We start from the raw sequence: 17,120 nt of genomic DNA on the forward strand, positions 1-17,120 counted from the left end.
GGCGGGGCGTCGTCACCGTGGCCCGCGGCAGCACCCTCCGGGCGCCCCGTCGCCGTGAGGTGTCCGGATGCCTGGGCGATCGGTCCGCCAGGACGGTGGGGCGCTCCAGGACGACCCGGGTGTTGCCGCAGGGCCTCCCGCGCGCTACCGCCTGGGAGCGGCAGGAGGAGGTCCCCTCCGACGCCGCAGGCGGACGGCCAGCACGACCGCGCCCGCCGCGACCGCCGCGATGAGGACGGCGCGCACGGTCAGCGCCCACGGCCAGCGCGCGCCGGTCAGCGTCGGCTCCGGTCCGGGGTACTGCAGGGTCTTGGCCACCCACCGGGCGGTGGCGACGTCGTCGGTGGCGGCGATGTCGCGCAGCGCGCCGTCGAAGGCGAAACCGGGGCGGTCGTGGAGGTAGGTCGGCGGCGGCCCGCCCGGCAGCACCGGCACGCGCGCGTCCCGGGCCGCCTGCGCACCGGGGACGAGGAGCCGGTCCAGCCGGCCGGCCGCGCCCACCAGGTCGCCGCGGGGCACGAACACCAGCCCGTGCCGTGAACGGACCGGCCGCCCGTCCGCGCTCAGGGTGAGTGGACGGGCCAGGTAGGAGAGCTCGGTGTACGGGCGCAGCGCCGAGGCCAGCTCGACCTCACCCACCCCGTCGGTGAGCAGCACGCCCGTCGTCGGCCGGTCGGCGCGGTAGGCCGCACTGAGCAGGCCGGCCACATCGGGCGGGGCCGGGCTCGACCGCGGGATCGCGGCCGCCGTGCCCGGCACGTAGTCCGGCCAGCCGATCGCCCGTGCCGCCCCGGCGGCCACCTCCGGGCCCCGCAGCCGCTCGATGACCCGCAGCGACCCGTCGACGCCCCGCAGGACGCCCGACGAGGTGATGACGTCGCCGTCGTCGACGTAGCGGACACCGTCCTGCCAGCGGACCTCCGGGTGGTCGCGGCGCAGCCCGATGAGGCCGAGCCAATGGGAGGTGGCGGGGCGGCCGTCGAGCAGGCCGGCGTCCGCGAGCACCCAGGCGCCGACGCACACGCTCAACAGGAGCGGGCGGCCCTCGGCCCGCTGCCGCTGCAGCCACCGGATCACCGTGGCGACGCCGGCTGAGTCCATGGCGTGGAGCTGGGGCACGACGATCACGTCCGGCGGGCCCGGCAGCAGGGCGTCCAGCGCGGCGAAGTCCAGCTGGGGCACGTGGTCCAGCCCGCCGGTCATCGGCACGGGACGGCGGTCGGGGGCCACGGTGTAGACGTTGAACGCGCCCGTCGCGGCGAACACCTCGTAGGGCGGCAGGGAGTCGGCGACGTTCGTGCCCTCCGGACCCAGCACGATCGCCACGGTGGGCTTCGCGGGGTCGTGCGCCGGCGCGGGCGCGGCGACCGGGACGCCCGGGGGCGGCGCCGTGTAGATCTCGCCCGCCGCTCCGGTCGCTCCCAGCGCGCCGACGCCCACCACCGCGAGCAGCGCCACGAGCGCGGCCAGCACCACCGTGGGCCAGCGGCGCGCGGGGCGGCGGCGCCGGTCGACCTCGGTCGCCATGGTGATCCCTCCCCCTCGCGGACCCTCGCCGCGGGGACACCGCGAAGGGTCGGCGAGGCCGGCACCGAGACGCCGCGTCCGGCGGCGGGAGCGTCCGGATCGCTGGGCTCCCGGTCAGGGGGTCGGGGTCATCGGGCCGGGTCACGGCCGATCGTGACCCCCACGCGTGACCTTCGGTTGATGCCCGCGGCGTGGCCCGCGAGGATCCTGCGCCCGGAGGCGGCACGACGACGAGGAGGACGGGACATGGTCGGCACACCCGCGCGGCGCGTCGTGGTCGTCGCGTACGACGGCGCCGAGCTCCTCGACGTCGCCTGCGTCACCTCGACCCTGGACCTGGCCAACCGGATCGCCGGCCGCGAGCTCTACCGCGCCGAGCTGGTCTCCCCGGCGGGCCGGGCGGTGCGGTGCGATTCGGGCCTGGCCCTCCAGGTCGCCGGGTCACTGCAACGCACGACGGGCGCGATCGACACCCTCGTGGTCTCCGGCGGGCGCGGTCACGAGGACGCGGCCGCCACGAGCACGGTGGTCGCGCACGTCCGCCGGCTCGCCGCGGTGGCCCGCCGGGTCGCGTCGGTCTGCACCGGCGCCACCGTGCTCGCCGCCGCGGGCCTGCTCGACGGGCGCCGGGCGACCACCCACTGGGCCTACGCCGATGCGCTGGCCGACCGGTACCCGGCGGTCCACGTCGACCCGACCCCCATCTACGTCCGGGACGGGTCGGTGGCGACCTCGGCCGGCGTCACCAGCGCGCTCGACCTGACGCTGGCCCTCGTCGACGAGGACCACGGCCCCGGGCTGGCTCGCTCGGTGTCGCGCGGGCTGGTCACCTACCTGCAGCGCCCCGGTAGCCAGGCGCAGATGAGCGTCTTCGTCGCCCCCGAGGCCGACCACGACCTGGTGCGCGACACCGTCGCCCACGTCACCGCCAACCTCGACGCCACCCTCGACACCGCGACCCTCGCCGCGCGCGCCGGAGTCAGCGAGCGGCAGCTCAACCGGCTGTTCGTCGAGCACGTCGGCCTGCCGCCCGGCCGCTTCGTCCGGCGCGTCCGCCTGGATGCGGCCGCCCGCCTGCTCGCGACCACGGAGCACCCGGTCAGCACGATCGCGCGCCGGTGCGGGTTCGCCTCGGTCGAGGGGCTGCGGCAGGCGTTCGTGCAGCGTTTCGGCCTGCCGCCGACACGGTTCCGGGCCTCCGCCGCCCTCCCGGTCTGACGCCGCTCACGGTGGGGCCGCGGCGGCGAGCGAACGCGGTCGGCGAGCCCCGGGTCAGTCGGGCAGCACCGGCGGCGTCCCGCGCCCGGGCTCGCGACGAGCCGTCACGGTCCGGTGCCTGATGCGCCACCCGTGGCCCGTCCTCGCGAGCCGGTCGTCGTAGGTGAAGGAGGCGACCGCACCGTCCCCGTCCACGAGGAGGCCCTTCGACCACGCCCGGGCACCGTCGCCGTGGTCGCGGACGACGATGTTGGTGACGTGGAGGGCCACCGTGCCTCCGGGTCCGATGCGACGCGCGGCGTCGATGTAGGCGTCGAGGCGCGACCGATCCGGATCCCCGGCGGGCAGGGGCGCCCGGCCGAGATCCCCGGCATCGACCTCGAGGTCGGCGGTGAACACCTCGCCGAAGCGTTCGTAGGCGCCGGCATCGACCAGGTGTCCGTGGAGGGCGATCACCTCGTGGATGTCCAGGCGGTCGTCGGCCGTCAATCCCACATCGAGCTCCTGACGTCAGGTCTGCGGGTCGCGCCCCGCGGTCTGGATGCCTTCGCGCATCAGTTGCAGGGCGCCGCCCGGAGGTACGGCGACGATGGCGGCGGAGCCGCACGGCACGGTCGGGTCCCGCTCGTCGTCCCCGTCGAGGACCAGCAAGTGCCCGTCGAACTCCGCGTCCGCCTGCGCCGCGGTCACCGCGACGTCGCTGCCGGTGCGGTTGCCGCTGGACAGCGCGAGATGACCGCCGTGGCGCTGCAGCACCGGCCGGGCCCGGTCCGAGCACGCCGTGGTCACCCCGACCAGCCCGGACGGACCGGGGAGCAGCCAGTCGGGGGCGTGGTCGACCACCGGCACGAAGAGGCTGAGGAGCAGGTCGTCGGTCAGCCGGCGGGCGAGGGCGGCCGAGGGTGGATCGAGCGCGAGCCAGGGCTCGACGAGTGCGAAGTCGGCGACGCCCAGCCCGGTCGGCTGGTCGCGCGACCGTCCCTTCGCCTCGTTGACCGCGGCCGGTCCGGCCGCGGCGACCACGTAGGGCAACGGGACCGGTAGCGGGAGGACCACCGCCGTCCCCGCGTCCAGGGCTCGGCCGACCTCGTCGCCGTCGCGCGTGATCACTGTCGGGTCCTCGCCGAGCCACCGCCGGGCAGCAGGACCGACAGAGCGGGTTCACGGCGGGCGGCCCGGGTGATGTAGGCGCCGTTCCACACCGCGAGCCCGGCCATGGCGACGATCATCATGGCGGTCGAGGCGCCGACCGCCACCTCCAGGGGCAGCAGGTAGATCAGCGGGACGCGCAGCGCCGCCTCGGCGACCAGCCCGAGACCCCACCCCAGGGCACTGACCCGGAAGGCGCGTCGCGCGGCGGGCCGCGTGCGGTACAGCGCCGCCAGCTCCTCGGCGCGGTGCGGTGTCCAGCTCTGCGCACCGGCGAGGGTCAGCGGGTGCTCCCCGACCAGGCTGACCAGGAACACCGCCCCGATCACCGCCGTGGTGAACGAGTCCTTGAGCAGCAGGAACCGCGGCTCGCCGCCGACGAAGGCGAGCGCCAGGCCCACGCCGAACACCCCGAACATGATCGCGGCGAACCAGGAGATCCGCCGGGTCCAGACCGCGACGGCCACCAGCCGGACACCCGCGGCCGCGGTGGCCACCAGCAGCGCCAGCCAGTCCGAGCCGCCGACGCCGTGCACCGTGTAGTAGCCGACCAGCGGCAGCCCGATGTCCACGCCCAGACCGACCAGGGCGCTCCCCGTGGACGCCGGCGATTCCATCACACTGTTGTATACCGCTGTGATGCTACAGTCAAGGCATGAGTCCCCGCTCGGCCGACCCGACCGTGCGCACGGCCCTGCTCGAGGCCGCCGCCCGCCTCGTGGCCGCCGAGGGTCCCCGCGCCCTGAGCACCCGGCGTCTCGCGGCCGAGGTGGGCACGTCGACGATGGCGGTCTACACCCACTTCGGGAGCATGGACGAGGTGCGTCGCGCGGTCCGGCAGGACGGGTTCGCCCGCCTCGAGGCCGACCTCGACGCGGTGCCGCGCACCGAGGACCCGGTCGCCGACCTGGCCGCCGCCGCGGCCGCGTACTTCGCCACCGGGCTCGCCCACCCCGAGCGCTACCGCGCGATGTTCGTCGACCGACCCCCGGCCGAGGAGGACGACCCCGGCGCGGAGGTCTTCACACGCCTGGTCGACGCCGTCCGCCGCTGCCTTGAGGCCGGCCGGTTCCCCGGGACCGACGCGGGGACGGCGCTGCGCTGGGCGGCCGAGATCTGGACGATGGTCCACGGCATGGTCACCCTCGCCCACTCCCGGCTCCTGCCGCCCGAGCAGGTCTGGTCCCTGCTCACCGACATGACCTACCGACTCGTCGTCGGCTTCGGCGACGACCCCGCGGCGGCGGAGTCCTCCGTCGAGCACGGCTACGGCTCGCGGGTCAGCCGGTGACCCAGTCCATGTGTCCGATCCAGTGCTCGAGCAGTGCGCGATCCCCGTGCAGTTCCAGCGTCGGAGCGGCCCGGAGCGGACGACGCCTGCGCAGCACGAGCAGCAGGTCGGCGGCCGGGCCGCGCACCTCGACGTCCGCCGGGGCGTGCGCGCGTTCCAGCACGACCCCGTCCGGTTCCCGGCGGGCCAGCCACTCCCCCGGCGCGTCGGTGGCGTGGAAGTGCAGGGTCTGGCCGTCGCCGCCGCGTCCGCGCGGTGCACGGAGACCTCGCCGAAGAGCCGACGTGACCAGAACGGCACGCCCGCGGCGGTCATCGGGTGCGCACACCGGCACCGCGGGTGTACACCGGCACCCGGGCAGCCGCAGGCGGCCTCGCGATGTGGGAGGACCGGCGTGGTGGGTCCGCTGCTGGAGAGCAAGTACCGCGTCCCCGCTCGCCGGCCGGGGACCGTGGCCCGTCCACGCCTGCTCGAGGCGCTGGACGGCGCCGTCCGGACGGCGGTGACGGTGGTGTCGGCGCCAGCGGGGTTCGGCAAGTCAACGCTGCTCGCCGAGTGGCTCGCCACGCCCCCGGCAGGCACGACCGCGGCCGCGTGGGTCTCGCTGGACGAGCGCGACGACGACCCCACGCTGTTCTGGACCTACGCCGTCACCGCGATGCAGGCGGCCGCGGGCGTGGGCGACGGCGCGCTGGCGGTCCTGGCCTCGTCGCCGGCGTCGACCGAGACCGCGCTCGTCGCGGTGCTGAACGACCTCGCCCGAATGCCCCGGGACCTGGTGCTGGTCCTGGACGACGTCCACCTCGTGAACTCGCCGGCGGTGCACGAGGGGATCGCCTTCCTCCTCGAGCACCGCCCGCCGCGGCTCCACCTGGTCCTCGCCACGCGGGTGGACCCGCCGCTGCCCCTGGCACGGTGGCGGGCGCGCGGCGAGCTGCTCGAGGTCCGCGCCGCCGATCTCCGCTTCACCGAGCAGGAGTCCGCGGCCTACCTCAACGGACCGATGGGGCTCGCGCTCTCGGAACACGACGTCGCGACCCTCGACGGGCGCGCCGAGGGCTGGATCGCCGCCCTGCAGCTGGCGGCGCTGTCGATGCGGGGCCGCGACGACGTCGGCGCCTTCATCGCGGGGTTCGCCGGCGACGACCGCCACGTCGTCGACTACCTGGCCGAAGAGGTCCTGGCCCGCCAGCCCGACGACGTCCGGGACTTCCTGCTCGAGACCTCGATCCTGGAGCGACTCACCGGCCCGCTCTGCGACGCGGTCACCGGGCGCCCCGGGGGCCGCGGCACGCTCGTGGCCCTCGAGCGCGCGAACCTGTTCCTGGTGCCGCTCGACGACCGGCGGCAGTGGTACCGCTACCACCACCTGTTCGCCGACGTCCTGCGCGCCCACCTCGTCGACGAGCGCCCGGACACGGTCCCGGAGCTCCACCGCCGGGCGGGCCGCTGGTTCTCCGACCACGGTGACACGCCCGCGGCCGTCGACCACGCCCTCGCCGGCGGGCACGTCGACCGGGCCGCGGACCTGATGGAAGGGGCGATGTCGACGATGCGCCGCGAGCGGCGAGAGGCCGAGCTCGGCTCCTGGGTGCGCTCGCTGCCGCACGAGATCGTGCGGGTGCGGCCGGTGCTCGGCATGGCCTTCGTCGGTGCCCTGGCCCAGGCCTCCGAGTTCGACACCGTGGAGCAGCGGCTGGCGGACGTCGAGCGCGCCGTCCGGCCCGATGGGGGCACCTGGCCGGCGCAACCCCCGCCCGGTCTGGTCGTGGTCGACGAGGAGGGCTACCGGTCGGTCCCCGCGGGGCTCGAGGTCTACCGGGCGGCGCTCGCGTTGCGCCGGGCGGACCTCGACGCGGCTGCCGCGCACGCACGGGAGGCCCTGTCGCTGACCCCGGTATCCGACGACCTCACCCGGGCCGCCGCGGGGGCGCTGGGCGGGCTCGCCTCGTGGGCCCGCGGCGACCTGGCGCGAGCGGAGGCCGCGTACGTGGAGTCGGTGGCGGGGCTGCACCGCGCCGGGTTCGTCGCCGACGTCCTGGGCTGCTGCATCGCCCTCGGCGACATCCGCCGCACCCTGGGGCGGCCGAGCGACGCGGAACGCCTCCACCGGTGGGCGCTCGCCCTGACCGATCCGGCGGCACCGATCCGGGGAACGGCCGACATGCACGTCGCCCTGGCCGGCGTACTGATCGAGCGCGACGACCTCACCGGGGCCGCCGAGCACCTGGACACGTCCCGACGGCTGGGCGAGCACCGCGGTCTGCCGCAGAACCCGTACCGCTCGCGGGTGGCCGAGGCACGCCTCCTCGAGGCCCGCGGCGATCCCGACGGCGCGCTCACCCTGCTCGACGAGGCCGAGCGCGTTCACGACACCGACTACTCCCCCGACGTGGCGCCCGTGCCCGCCGTGCGCGCCCGCCTCCGGCTCCGGCGCGGCGAGCTGCAGCACGCCGAGGCCTGGGCACGCGAGCGGCAGCTCGCCCCCGACGACGAGCTGACCTACCTCCGCGAGTACGAGCACCTCACCCTCGCCCGGCTGCTCCTCGCCCGCCGGGACGGCGCAGGACCCGACGCCGCGGCCGGGCTGCTCGCGCGGCTGCACGCGGCCGCCGAGGACGGTGGGCGGGTCGGCAGCCTCATCGAGATCCTCGTGCTGGAGGCGCTCGCCGCGCAGGCCCGGGGCGACGTCCCGTCCGCGCTCGACGCGCTGCGACGGGCCGTGACGCTCGCGGAGCCCGAGGGCGTGGTCCGCGTCGTCGCGGACGAAGGACCGTCGATCGCGGTGCTGCTCCGGACCTTCACGAAACACGACCCCGGGTACGCGTACGGACGCCGTCTCCTCGCCCCCTGCGCCGGGACCGCGCCGGCCTCCCGGGCGCTGGTCGACCCGCTGAGCGAGCGTGAGCTCGACGTCCTGCGCCTGCTCGGCTCGGACCTCGACGGGCCGGACATCGCCCGTGAGCTGTCGGTCTCGCTCAACACGGTGCGGACCCACACCAAGAGCATCTACGCGAAGCTCGGCGTGAACAGCCGTCGAGCCGCCGTGCGCCGGGCCCACGAGCTGGGCGTGCTCCCGCGCCGTCGCTGACCGTCACTCACCACACGTGGTGAGGACCGCTCACCACCTCGGCGCCCATCGTTCCCGCCATGAGCAGCAGCAGGCCACAGCGCTACGAAATCCGGGTGCGGGGCCACCTCGCTCCGCGCTGGGCCCCGTGGTTCGACGGGATGGCACTCGTCGCGCAGGACGACGGCACCACGGTCATCGACGGCCCCGTCGCCGACCAGTCCGCGCTCCACGGCCTGCTCCGCACCATCAGCGACCTCGGCGTGCCCCTCGTCTCGGTCACCGCGACCGACGCCGACGCGCCGACCCACCCCTCGAGGAGAACACCGTGACCACCGACGTCCAGACCCCACCGACCGCACCCTCGCCCGCCCGCCGGATGGACCCGATGAGGAAGGTGGCCCTCGCCGGCGGCCTTCTCTACCTCGTCACGTTCGCCGCCTCGATCCCGCAGCTCGCGCTCTTCGCCGACCTCGTCGCCGACCCCGCAGGCTTCGTCCGCACCCCGGGCAGCAACACCGCCGTGCTGTGGGGGTCGTGGCTCGAGGTGATCACCGCGGCCTCCTGCGTCGGCACGGCCGTCGCGCTGTACCCCGTCACCCGGCGGGTCAGCCGGACCGCAGCGATCGGCTTCGTCACCTCGCGCGTCGTCGAGGCCGCCATGATCCTCGTCGGCGTCCTCTGCGTGCTCGCCGTCGTGTCCCTGCGCGGCGACCTCGCGGCAGCCGTCGGCGCCGAGGCCGACGCTCTCGGGGTCGTCGGCCAGGCCCTGATCGAGGTCCGCCAGTGGTCGTTCCTGGTCGGACCGGGCCTCATCGCCGGCGTGAACGGCCTGTTCCTCGGCTACGTGATGTACCGGTCACGGCTGGTGCCCCGCATCATCCCGATCGTCGGCCTCGTGGGCGCCCCGCTGATCCTCCTGTCCTCGACCGTGACGATCTTCGGTGGCTGGGGGCAGGTGTCGATCGCCGGCAGCCTCTGCGCGCTGCCCATCGCCCTCTGGGAGTTCTCCCTCGGCGTGTGGCTGACCGTCAAGGGCTTCCGCCCGACGACCCTGACGATCGACTGACCGCACGACGACCGCCCAGCGGAGCCGACCCCCCGAGGGTCGGCTCCCTGGTGCGTCCCCAGCAGCATGCCCAGCCTCCGTCGACAAAGCGCTGTGTTCTTGCACGATATAATGCACGATCGTAGTATCGACCCATGGCCGCGATCTCGGAGGCGGAGCCGGCAGCTCCCCGGATGTCGCTCCTGTTCGACCTGTGGTTGATCAACCACATGGTCGAGGGAGCCTTCGACGACGCCCTCGCGGCCGGGTCCGGCCTGAGCGGCGAGGAGTTCGGCTTCTACTCGCTCCTCCGGCGGTTCGGCCCGGCCACACCCGGCCGGATCAGCCGCTGGACGGCCATGCCGCCGACGACGGTGTCCGCCACCGTGCGCCGGCTCGTCCAGCGCGGTCATGTCGATCAACGCCCCAACCCTGCCGACGGACGATCGCGGCTGGTCGCCCTGACCCCGGACGGGGTGACGGCGCACGCCGGCGCGGCAGAGGTGTTCTGGACGGCCACCCGCCCGCTCGCTGCGGCGCTGCAGGACGACGTGCACCACCAACGCATCTCGCTGCAGCGCCTCGACCAGGCCCTCCGCGACGTCGGCGGCCTCGAGCCACGTCCCTACCAGGTCGACGACACGGCCTCCGCCAGGCAGCACCTGGAGTACGACGGGACGCCGCTGACGACCGACGAGGAAGGCAGCGTCCGCGCCTACATCGACTTCATCCGCACGCGACGCACACCCGAGGGCCTCCGATGAACCCACCCACCCCACCCACGAACCAGCACACGACGGTCGATCTCGACGGCCTCCGCGCCACCGTCCTCGCCGTCATGGAGCGGCAACGCATCCCCGGGCTCTCCCTCGCCGTGACCTCCTCCGATCGGCTTCTGCACCACGAGGTCTTCGGGCTCGCCGACCTCGCCACCGCCCGCCCGGTCACCACCGCCACCCGGTTCCTGTGGTTCTCGATGTCGAAGGTCGTCACGGCGACCGCAGCGCTGCGCCTGGCCGACGAAGGACGACTCGACCTCGACGCACCCGTCACCACGGCCGTCCCGAGCTACACCGCCCGCGGCCGCCGGGGCCGGGGCCCTGAACCGCGCCTCCGGCAGCTCCTCGACCACACCGCGGGCGCCTCGAACCCCCTTCCCCTGCGCTGGGTCCGACCCGCCGCCGCACCCGACCCGGCGGACGACGAGGTCCACCGCCTCCTGCGGCGAGCACGGCCGACCCGGCGCATCGGCGGCCAGGCGCGCTACTCCAACCTCGGCTACCTCCTGCTCGCCGAGGCCATCGCCCAGGCCGCCGGCGAGCCGTTCGAGCAGTACGTGCAGCACGCTGTGCTCGACCCCGTCGGGATGCACACCACCGGCTACCGCCACGACCCCACCGGCGACCACGCCACCGGATACGTCCTCGCGCCCCGTCCCGCTCGCGCGGTCCTACGCGCCGCCCTTCCAGCGGGGATCGTCGCCGACCGCCACGGCGACCACGTCGCCCTGCACCCGTTCACCGTCACCGGCGCCGGCTACGGCGGGCTCATCGGCAACGCCTCCGACGCCGCCCGGCTGCTGCGCCTGCACCTGGCCGACGGCACCATCGACGGCCGAACCGTCCTGCGGCCCGAGACCACCCGGGCGATGCGGACCATCACGACACCCGGGAAGCCCTTCGACCTCGGACTTGCCTGGTTCCGGCGCCCCGCCGACCGCACCACCCGGCCGGGCTTCGTCGAGCACTGGGGCAGCGGCGGCGGCTTCTTCAACCTCATCCGCCTCTACCCCGACGCAGACCTCGGCGTCGTGATCATGGCCAACACCACCCGTCGCTACGACCACGACACGATCGCGCGCAGCGTTCATCGCCGCTTCGCTCCATGACCCTCCGCGCAGCCCAACGTCGCAAACTCAGCCCGGACGTCGCAGAGGGAGTCGTGTCTCAACACCTCCCGGACAGGTGTCTCACGACATGCCGGACAGATGTCGCGGGTGATCCGGACAGCAGCGACACGCCCGCTCATGTCGTCCAAGTTGCGTCTGGTGATCACTGCTGTGGTCGTGGAGAAGCGGCCGGTCGCGCAGGTCGCGCGCGAGTACGGGGTGTCGCGGCGAACCTCGCTCGCGCCGACCCAAGACCTCACCGAGGTCGGCCGGGAGCCGTGCTGATGGGTCAGCTGCCACCATCGAGTTGATCCTCGAGCTGCGGCACCACCGAGACCCACCACCGCGTCCGCACCGACAAGATCGACAAATCGGGGACGGTCACCCTGCGCGTCGCCGGCCGGCTGCGCCACATCGGCATCGGCCGACCCCACAGCGGAACCCACGTCCTGCTGCTCACCCAGGACCGCCACGTGCGCGTCATCGACGCCGCCACCGGCGAACTCCTCCGCGAGCTCGAGATCGACCTCACCCGCAACTACCAGCCCCGACACCCACCGACCCCGAAATGACAAACGCCCGAACCCACACAGCGTGGGTCCGGGCGGAGATGTCGACCGTGGGCTCGTAGGCCCTGCTCACCGTGACGCCGCGCAGACCGGGGTACACCCCGTCGTAGACGGTCTGTGTCATGCGCGGGCCAGGCCGATCCGCAGGTGGCCGGCGGGTGGACCTGGCCGCGGTGTCGTCCGGTGATCAGACGGTGAAGGACTCGAGGCCGAGGCGGCCCCACGCGATGAATGCCGCGAGGGCGAGGTAGGCCGCGTTCACCATCACGAGCCTGACCTGGCCGTAGTGGCCGTGGGTGATCATCGCGCCGACCATGAGCACGACCCAGCAGATGGCGGTCACCGGCACCATGACCGGTGCGATGTCGAGCAGGGCGGGCAGGACCAGGCCGACTGCAGCCAGGAGCTCGAGGACGCCGAGCGTCTTGACGAAGCCGACCCGGGCGTCTGCGGTCCATCGCCCGCCCTCGTGCGCCGCCAGCTTCTCCTTGGGCAGGAACGTCTTGGTGATGCCACCGGCCAGGGCGACCGCGGCCAGCAGTCCGGCAGCGATCCACAGTGCGAGGTCCATGGGGTTCCTCCGTTGTCCGTTGTCGAAGTGGCGGCCGGTCACCGGTCTGCGCGATCGGGCGCGCCCTGGGCTTCCGCGGAGAGGTCCTGCCAGTCGGCCCAGATCTTGAGCCGGTCGGCGTAGGCCTGCTGGAGCATCGGGTAGAAGCCCAGGCCGAAGAGCACGCGCAGGGGTGGGTCGTCGGAATCGACGATCTTGAGGAGTGCCTGGGCCGCGGCGGCGGGATCGCCGGCGGGCTGCTTGCCCACGAGCCCGGCGAGGCGCCGGCGGAGACCGTCGTAGACCGGGTCGGGCGCGGCCATGTGACCGTTGGCGAGGGGATCGGGGTTCTTGCCGTCGCGGGTGGCGAAACCGCCGGGCTCGACCACCGCCACCTTGATGCCGAAGTCGGCGACCTCGTGGGCGAGAGACTCGTTCAGGGCTTCCAGCGCCCACTTGGAGACGTGGTAGGTGCTGCCGAGCGGCATCGCCAGCAGCCCGGCGACCGAGGAGAGCTGGACGATGTGCCCCGAGCCCTGGTCACGCAGGTGGAGCAGCGCGGCCTGGATGACCCCTAACGCGCCGAACAGGTTGGTCTCCAGCTGGTCGCGTACGTGCTTCTCGGACAGCTCCTCGACGGCGCCGACCTGGGCGTAGCCGGCGTTGTTCACGACGACGTCGAGGCGGCCGAAGTGTTCCGTCGCCCGCTCGACGCTCGCGAAGACGGCGGCCTTGTCGGTGACGTCCAGCCGCAGTGGGAGCACCGCCCGGCGGTAGGCGGCGACGAGACCGTCGAGGCTCGCGGTGTCCCGCGCGGCCGCGGCCACCTGGTCGCCGCGGGCCAGGGCGGCCTCGACGAACTCGCGGCCCAGGCCGCGGGACGCACCGGTGATGAACCAGACCTTGCTCATGGTGTCCTTCCGATCTCTGTGCGGTGGCAGTCGTGCGTGCTGCTCTCCGACGCACACCAGGCGCCGGCGAATCGACCCCTGTGACAGAGCGGCGGTGTGGTGTACGCCATCGGGGTCGGGATGTCACAGACCTGTACGGGCCGGCGTCTCGAGCCGTGGAGCAGGAGTCGAGGGCGAACGGTCAGGAGCCAGTCGTGAACGAGCACCCCGAGGCGACGACGGCGTTCCTCGCGCACCGCAACCTGCTGTTCACCGTCGCCTACGAGATGCTCGGATCGGCCGCCGACGCGGAAGACGTCCTGCAGGAGACCTGGCTGCGGTGGATGAAGGTCGATCTGGGGCAGGTGCGTGACCAGCGCGCCTACCTGGTCCGGATCACGACCCGGCAGTCGCTCGACCGGCTGCGCACCCTGCGACGTCGCAAGGAGGCCTACGTCGGTCCCTGGCTGCCCGAGCCGCTGCTCACCGCGCCGGACGTGGCCGAGGACGTCGAGCTGGCCGAGTCCGTGTCGATGGCGATGATGCTCGTCCTCGAGACGCTGACGCCGACCGAGCGGGCCGTGTTCGTGCTGCGCGAGGCCTTCGACGTCGGCTACGACGAGATCGCGGCCGCCGTCGACAAGACCCCGGCCGCCGTCCGGCAGATCGCGCACCGCGCCCGCCAGCACGTCGATGCCCGCCGCCCGCGGGAGGTGGTGTCCCCCACCGAGGCCCGGGCGACGCTGGAGGCGTTCCGCCACGCTCTGGAGGCCGGGGACCCGCAGCGTCTGCTCGACGTGCTCGCGCCCGACGTCGTCCTCGTCAGCGACGGCGGCGGTGTCAAGCGGGCCGCGCTGCGGCCGATCGTCGGCGCGGAGAAGCTGGTCCGCTACATGGTCGGCGGCATCGGGAAGGCCCAGGTCACGGTCAGCACCGACCCGACCGTGGTCAACGGCAACCCGGCACTGGTCCTGCGCGTGGACGGCGAGACCGACGGCGTCATGGCGGTCCGGGTCGAGGACGCGCACATCACCGGTCTCTACTACGTCCGCAACCCGCACAAGCTGACCCGCATCGCCTCCGAGATCTCGCTCGCCCTGCGATGAGCACGGGTGGGCTCCGCGGACGGGCACGACGGACAGGAGCCCGGCAACACCGAGGGCCAGCCCGGCCAGGGCCTCGACGACGCACACGAGCGCGAGCGGCCTGGTGAGTTGCGGCTCGAGCAGGACGCCGGTGAGGCCGCCGGCGAGAGCGGAGGACGATCCGAGCCAGACGCCGACGGCCCACCTCCAGGTCCGTGACCGCCGGCCGGGGCGCACCGGAACCACGACCGCGACCGCGCCCACGACGATCAGCGTCGCGGTGACGGCCAGGGGCGCTGCGCTGCCCGGCGGTCACGAAGCCCGAGGGTCCGCCGTGTCCTGGACCGAGCACGGCCCACACGCACTGGCAGCTCGCCACGAGCGTGGCGGCTACGGCTCTCAGCGACGCCAGCGCGACGCGCAACGGCCGGGTCCTGTCGGGCTCGGGCACGGGCCGAGTCGCGGCCAGCGGGTGCTCACGTGCGTCGCGAAGGCCACCCCCAGGACGGTCGCCTGCGCGATGAATCCCCCGTAGACCAGGGCGGGGACCCAGACGCGCATTCCGGCGTCGGCGGGCATCGGTGAGCCGCCGAGGGCGACCTGCGCACGAGCCCGACCGGGACGCCGAGCCCCACCGGCACCAGCAGCCCGGTACCCACCCACATCGGGGCGAGCACCACGGCCGCGAGGAGTTGCCGGGCTCGGTCCGAGGTCAGGGCGACGACCGCGACCACCGCGACGAGCTCGAGCAGTGTCGAGACGGCGTTGCCGGCCATGTGGGCGCGCTCGAGCAGCACGAGCGCGGCGGCCGGGTCCGACGCCCCGGTCGGGTGCCCGGTCAGCCACGCGATCTTGAGCGCCAGGTAGGGCAGGCAAGCGACGACCATCGAGTGCGAAGCGTCCGGGCCGCGCGACGAGTGACCGGCGGCGCCACGCGGGGCCGCGCCGGGACCTGTTGGAGAAGCATGGCTCGACGTGACGGAGCGGTCGTCGTCCGCCCTCCCCCGCGAGAGCGAGCCGCAGCGACCAGCTCGTCGGTGTCCGGCTGGCGGCCGCCGGGTTGATCGCCACCGAGTCCGGGCAAGGGGCCACGACGATCACCGCGAGCGGACGCGCCGCCCTGGCGGCCACGTAGCCCGCGCGACGCGTCGTCTTCGCCCTGGCCCGCGGGCATGCTGAGCGAGTGCGCCGCGTCGTCCGCAAGCTGACGGCCACATTGGGCTGCGTGGTGGTCGTGCTCCTCGCCTCGGCCGCGACCGTGGACGCCGCCCCGTCCCGGGCGGCGCCCGATCCGGCCGCGCTCGACCGCTACCTCGCCGACCCGCGGACCGCTACCGGTCTGCCGGGGATGGCGGTCGCCGTCACCCGTGGGCCCGACGTCGTCCACCTCGCCGGCTTCGGCACGGATGGGCGCGGCGCGCCCATCACGCCGAGCACGCGCTTCCGGATCGCCTCGTTGTCCAAGTCGTTCACCGCCGCCGCACTCCTGCAGCTCGCGGAGGCCCGGCGCATCGATCTCGACGCGCCCGTGCGGCGGTACCTGCCCGGCTTCGCCACCGCCGATCCCGGCGCCTCGGCCCGCACCACCGTGCGCGACCTGCTCAACCATACCAGCGGCATCGCCGACACCGGCTTCCCCGCGATCACCGCGGACGAGCAGGACCTCGAGCGACGGGTGGCGAGCCTGCGCAGCGCGCGCCCCGCGAGCGAGCCCGGCACCGAGTTCCACTACTCGGACCCGAACTACCAGGTGCTCGCCCGGCTGGTCGAGGTCGTGACGGGCGAGCCGTGGGCCCGGTACCTCGCCCGCGAGGTGTTCGCGCCCCTGGGGATGACCAGGACGCTCGCGACGGTGACCGCGGCCGAGGCCGGACCGCGAGCGCCCGACCTCGCCGAGGGCCACGTGCTGGTGTTCGGCATTCCCGTCGCCCGGGCCGAGCTCGACGGACTGGTCGCGGGCTCGACCGGGGTGGTCTCGACGGCCGAGGACATGGCGCGGTGGCTGGTCATGCAGTCGACCGGCGGTGGACGGCTCCTGTCACCCGAAGCGGTCGCCGTCATGCACTCCCCGCCCGCGGGCGTCCCCGGCGGCTACGGCATGGGCTGGCAGGTCGTCACGCCGGAGCAGGGGTCGCGACGGATCGAGCACACCGGGGTGCTCTCGACCTTCTCCGCCGTGCAGGTCCTGCTGCCCGACAGCGGGTATGCCTTCGCCCTGTTGTGGAACGCCAACAGCGCACTGGCCGACACGGCGGGTGTCACGACGGCGCTGGCTGCGCTGCTGAGCGGGACCGGTGAGGCCACGAGGCCCCGCAGCACCGTGCTCGTGTCCGCGGTGCTCGGTGGCGTGTGCGTCCTGTTCTTGGGGGTACGGACACGCACCTTCGTCCGCCTCGACCAGTGGCGGCGGCGCCGAGCGGGCCGGCCGTGGTGGACCGCCGCGCCCGGGATCGCCTGGCTCATCCTCCCCGCTGCGCTGCTCGCCGGGCTGGTCCCGCTCATCAGCGCCATGACGGGCCGGGTCTTCACGTTCTGGCAGCTGAGCCTCGCGATGCCCGACGCCGTGGCCCTGCTGGCGGTCGCGGCGGTGTCCGGTGCCGCGCTCGCCGTCGCACGCGTCGCCGGGCTCGTGGCGGACCGCCGGGAGCGGAAGCGTCGTAGGGGCTGCCGGTCGGCGTCGACGCCGGCGAGCAGCCGGATGTTCGGCGGTGAGCGCCCGCAGCGCTGAGTTCCGCGGCGTCGATGGTGAGACCCGTGCTCCTCCGAACCCACTGAGATCACGGGCTGACGATGCTGGAGCCGGTGTCGGGTACATCGGTCAGGGACAGGATCGTC

The 17,120-nt window shown here is 74.2% G+C and carries 18 protein-coding genes; 10 read left to right on the plus strand and 8 right to left on the minus strand.

Annotated elements, in window-relative coordinates; all coding sequences use genetic code 11:
• Positions 1 to 144 precede the first annotated feature (144 nt).
• Positions 145 to 1,527, minus strand: coding sequence for a DJ-1/PfpI family protein (locus ACQPX6_RS16780; protein WP_433781392.1), 1,383 nt, complete (start codon positions 1,525 to 1,527; stop codon positions 145 to 147).
• A gap of 246 nt (positions 1,528 to 1,773) precedes the next feature.
• On the opposite strand from ACQPX6_RS16780, the gene ACQPX6_RS16785 reads away from it, so the two are divergent.
• Positions 1,774 to 2,745, plus strand: a complete 972-nt coding sequence (locus tag ACQPX6_RS16785) for a GlxA family transcriptional regulator (RefSeq protein WP_433781393.1) — start codon at positions 1,774 to 1,776, stop codon at positions 2,743 to 2,745.
• Between the two features lie 54 nt (positions 2,746 to 2,799).
• Here the strand turns inward: ACQPX6_RS16785 and ACQPX6_RS16790 are convergent, their stop codons facing one another.
• The 3 genes from ACQPX6_RS16790 to ACQPX6_RS16800 are packed head-to-tail and all read right to left on the minus strand — an operon-like array spanning position 2,800 to position 4,511.
• Positions 2,800 to 3,240, minus strand: coding sequence for a nuclear transport factor 2 family protein (locus ACQPX6_RS16790; RefSeq protein WP_433781394.1), 441 nt, complete (start codon positions 3,238 to 3,240; stop codon positions 2,800 to 2,802).
• A gap of 15 nt (positions 3,241 to 3,255) precedes the next feature.
• The gene (locus ACQPX6_RS16795; RefSeq protein ID WP_433781395.1) at positions 3,256 to 3,855 is read right to left on the minus strand and encodes a Sua5/YciO/YrdC/YwlC family protein; all 600 of its coding nucleotides are present in this window, start codon (positions 3,853 to 3,855) and stop codon (positions 3,256 to 3,258) included.
• Entirely contained in the window at positions 3,852 to 4,511 is a 660-nt protein-coding gene (locus ACQPX6_RS16800; protein ID WP_433781396.1) for a VC0807 family protein, read from the minus strand. The genes ACQPX6_RS16795 and ACQPX6_RS16800 overlap by 4 nt, the downstream gene beginning before the upstream one ends.
• A 38-nt stretch (positions 4,512 to 4,549) precedes the next feature.
• Here ACQPX6_RS16800 and ACQPX6_RS16805 point away from each other — a divergent pair, with 38 nt between their 5' ends.
• A complete protein-coding gene (locus ACQPX6_RS16805; RefSeq protein ID WP_433781397.1) occupies positions 4,550 to 5,185 on the plus strand; it encodes a TetR/AcrR family transcriptional regulator in 636 nt (211 codons plus the stop codon).
• Here ACQPX6_RS16805 and ACQPX6_RS16810 read toward each other — a convergent pair.
• Positions 5,175 to 5,348, minus strand: coding sequence for a hypothetical protein (locus ACQPX6_RS16810; RefSeq protein WP_433781398.1), 174 nt, complete (start codon positions 5,346 to 5,348; stop codon positions 5,175 to 5,177). The two genes, ACQPX6_RS16805 and ACQPX6_RS16810, sit on opposite strands and share 11 nt — an antisense overlap.
• Before the next feature lie 234 nt (positions 5,349 to 5,582).
• Here ACQPX6_RS16810 and ACQPX6_RS16815 point away from each other — a divergent pair, with 234 nt between their 5' ends.
• The 6 genes from ACQPX6_RS16815 (at position 5,583) to ACQPX6_RS16840 (ending at position 11,476) form a co-directional block, all read left to right on the plus strand.
• On the plus strand, positions 5,583 to 8,276 hold the full coding sequence (locus ACQPX6_RS16815; RefSeq protein WP_433781399.1) for a LuxR C-terminal-related transcriptional regulator: 2,694 nt from the start codon (positions 5,583 to 5,585) through the stop codon (positions 8,274 to 8,276).
• 59 nt (positions 8,277 to 8,335) lie between these two features.
• The gene (locus tag ACQPX6_RS16820; protein ID WP_433781400.1) at positions 8,336 to 8,587 is read left to right on the plus strand and encodes a hypothetical protein; all 252 of its coding nucleotides are present in this window, start codon (positions 8,336 to 8,338) and stop codon (positions 8,585 to 8,587) included.
• Positions 8,584 to 9,324 carry a DUF4386 domain-containing protein gene (locus ACQPX6_RS16825; RefSeq protein ID WP_433781401.1) on the plus strand — a complete coding sequence of 247 codons (741 nt, stop codon included), beginning with the start codon at positions 8,584 to 8,586 and terminating at the stop codon, positions 9,322 to 9,324. The genes ACQPX6_RS16820 and ACQPX6_RS16825 overlap by 4 nt, the downstream gene beginning before the upstream one ends.
• A gap of 134 nt (positions 9,325 to 9,458) precedes the next feature.
• Positions 9,459 to 10,067 (plus strand): MarR family winged helix-turn-helix transcriptional regulator, encoded by a 609-nt coding sequence (locus tag ACQPX6_RS16830; RefSeq protein WP_433781402.1) that lies wholly within the window; start codon positions 9,459 to 9,461, stop codon positions 10,065 to 10,067.
• Positions 10,064 to 11,191 (plus strand): serine hydrolase domain-containing protein, encoded by a 1,128-nt coding sequence (locus tag ACQPX6_RS16835; protein WP_433781404.1) that lies wholly within the window; start codon positions 10,064 to 10,066, stop codon positions 11,189 to 11,191. Before ACQPX6_RS16830 ends, ACQPX6_RS16835 begins: the two co-directional genes overlap by 4 nt.
• A 159-nt stretch (positions 11,192 to 11,350) precedes the next feature.
• Positions 11,351 to 11,476 carry a hypothetical protein gene (locus ACQPX6_RS16840; RefSeq protein WP_433781406.1) on the plus strand — a complete coding sequence of 42 codons (126 nt, stop codon included), beginning with the start codon at positions 11,351 to 11,353 and terminating at the stop codon, positions 11,474 to 11,476.
• A gap of 471 nt (positions 11,477 to 11,947) precedes the next feature.
• Here ACQPX6_RS16840 and ACQPX6_RS16845 read toward each other — a convergent pair whose 3' ends face one another.
• Complete coding sequence (locus ACQPX6_RS16845) at positions 11,948 to 12,331, minus strand: DoxX family protein (protein WP_433781407.1); 384 nt, start codon at positions 12,329 to 12,331, stop codon at positions 11,948 to 11,950.
• A gap of 38 nt (positions 12,332 to 12,369) precedes the next feature.
• A complete protein-coding gene (locus tag ACQPX6_RS16850) occupies positions 12,370 to 13,221 on the minus strand; it encodes an SDR family NAD(P)-dependent oxidoreductase (RefSeq protein ID WP_433781409.1) in 852 nt (283 codons plus the stop codon).
• Positions 13,222 to 13,415: 194 nt separating this feature from the next.
• Between ACQPX6_RS16850 and ACQPX6_RS16855 the strand changes: the two genes are divergently transcribed.
• Positions 13,416 to 14,306, plus strand: coding sequence for an RNA polymerase sigma-70 factor (locus tag ACQPX6_RS16855; protein WP_433781411.1), 891 nt, complete (start codon positions 13,416 to 13,418; stop codon positions 14,304 to 14,306).
• A gap of 455 nt (positions 14,307 to 14,761) precedes the next feature.
• On the opposite strand, the gene ACQPX6_RS16860 is transcribed toward ACQPX6_RS16855, so the two are convergent.
• Complete coding sequence (locus ACQPX6_RS16860; protein ID WP_433781412.1) at positions 14,762 to 15,172, minus strand: hypothetical protein; 411 nt, start codon at positions 15,170 to 15,172, stop codon at positions 14,762 to 14,764.
• 338 nt (positions 15,173 to 15,510) lie between these two features.
• On the opposite strand from ACQPX6_RS16860, the gene ACQPX6_RS16865 reads away from it, so the two are divergent.
• Complete coding sequence (locus tag ACQPX6_RS16865; RefSeq protein ID WP_433781414.1) at positions 15,511 to 17,013, plus strand: serine hydrolase domain-containing protein; 1,503 nt, start codon at positions 15,511 to 15,513, stop codon at positions 17,011 to 17,013.
• The last annotated feature ends 107 nt before the right edge of the window (positions 17,014 to 17,120 follow it).

This window comes from Actinomycetospora sp. CA-101289 (genome assembly GCF_050955895.1).
In the GTDB taxonomy this organism is placed as follows: Bacteria; Actinomycetota; Actinomycetes; order Mycobacteriales; family Pseudonocardiaceae; genus Actinomycetospora.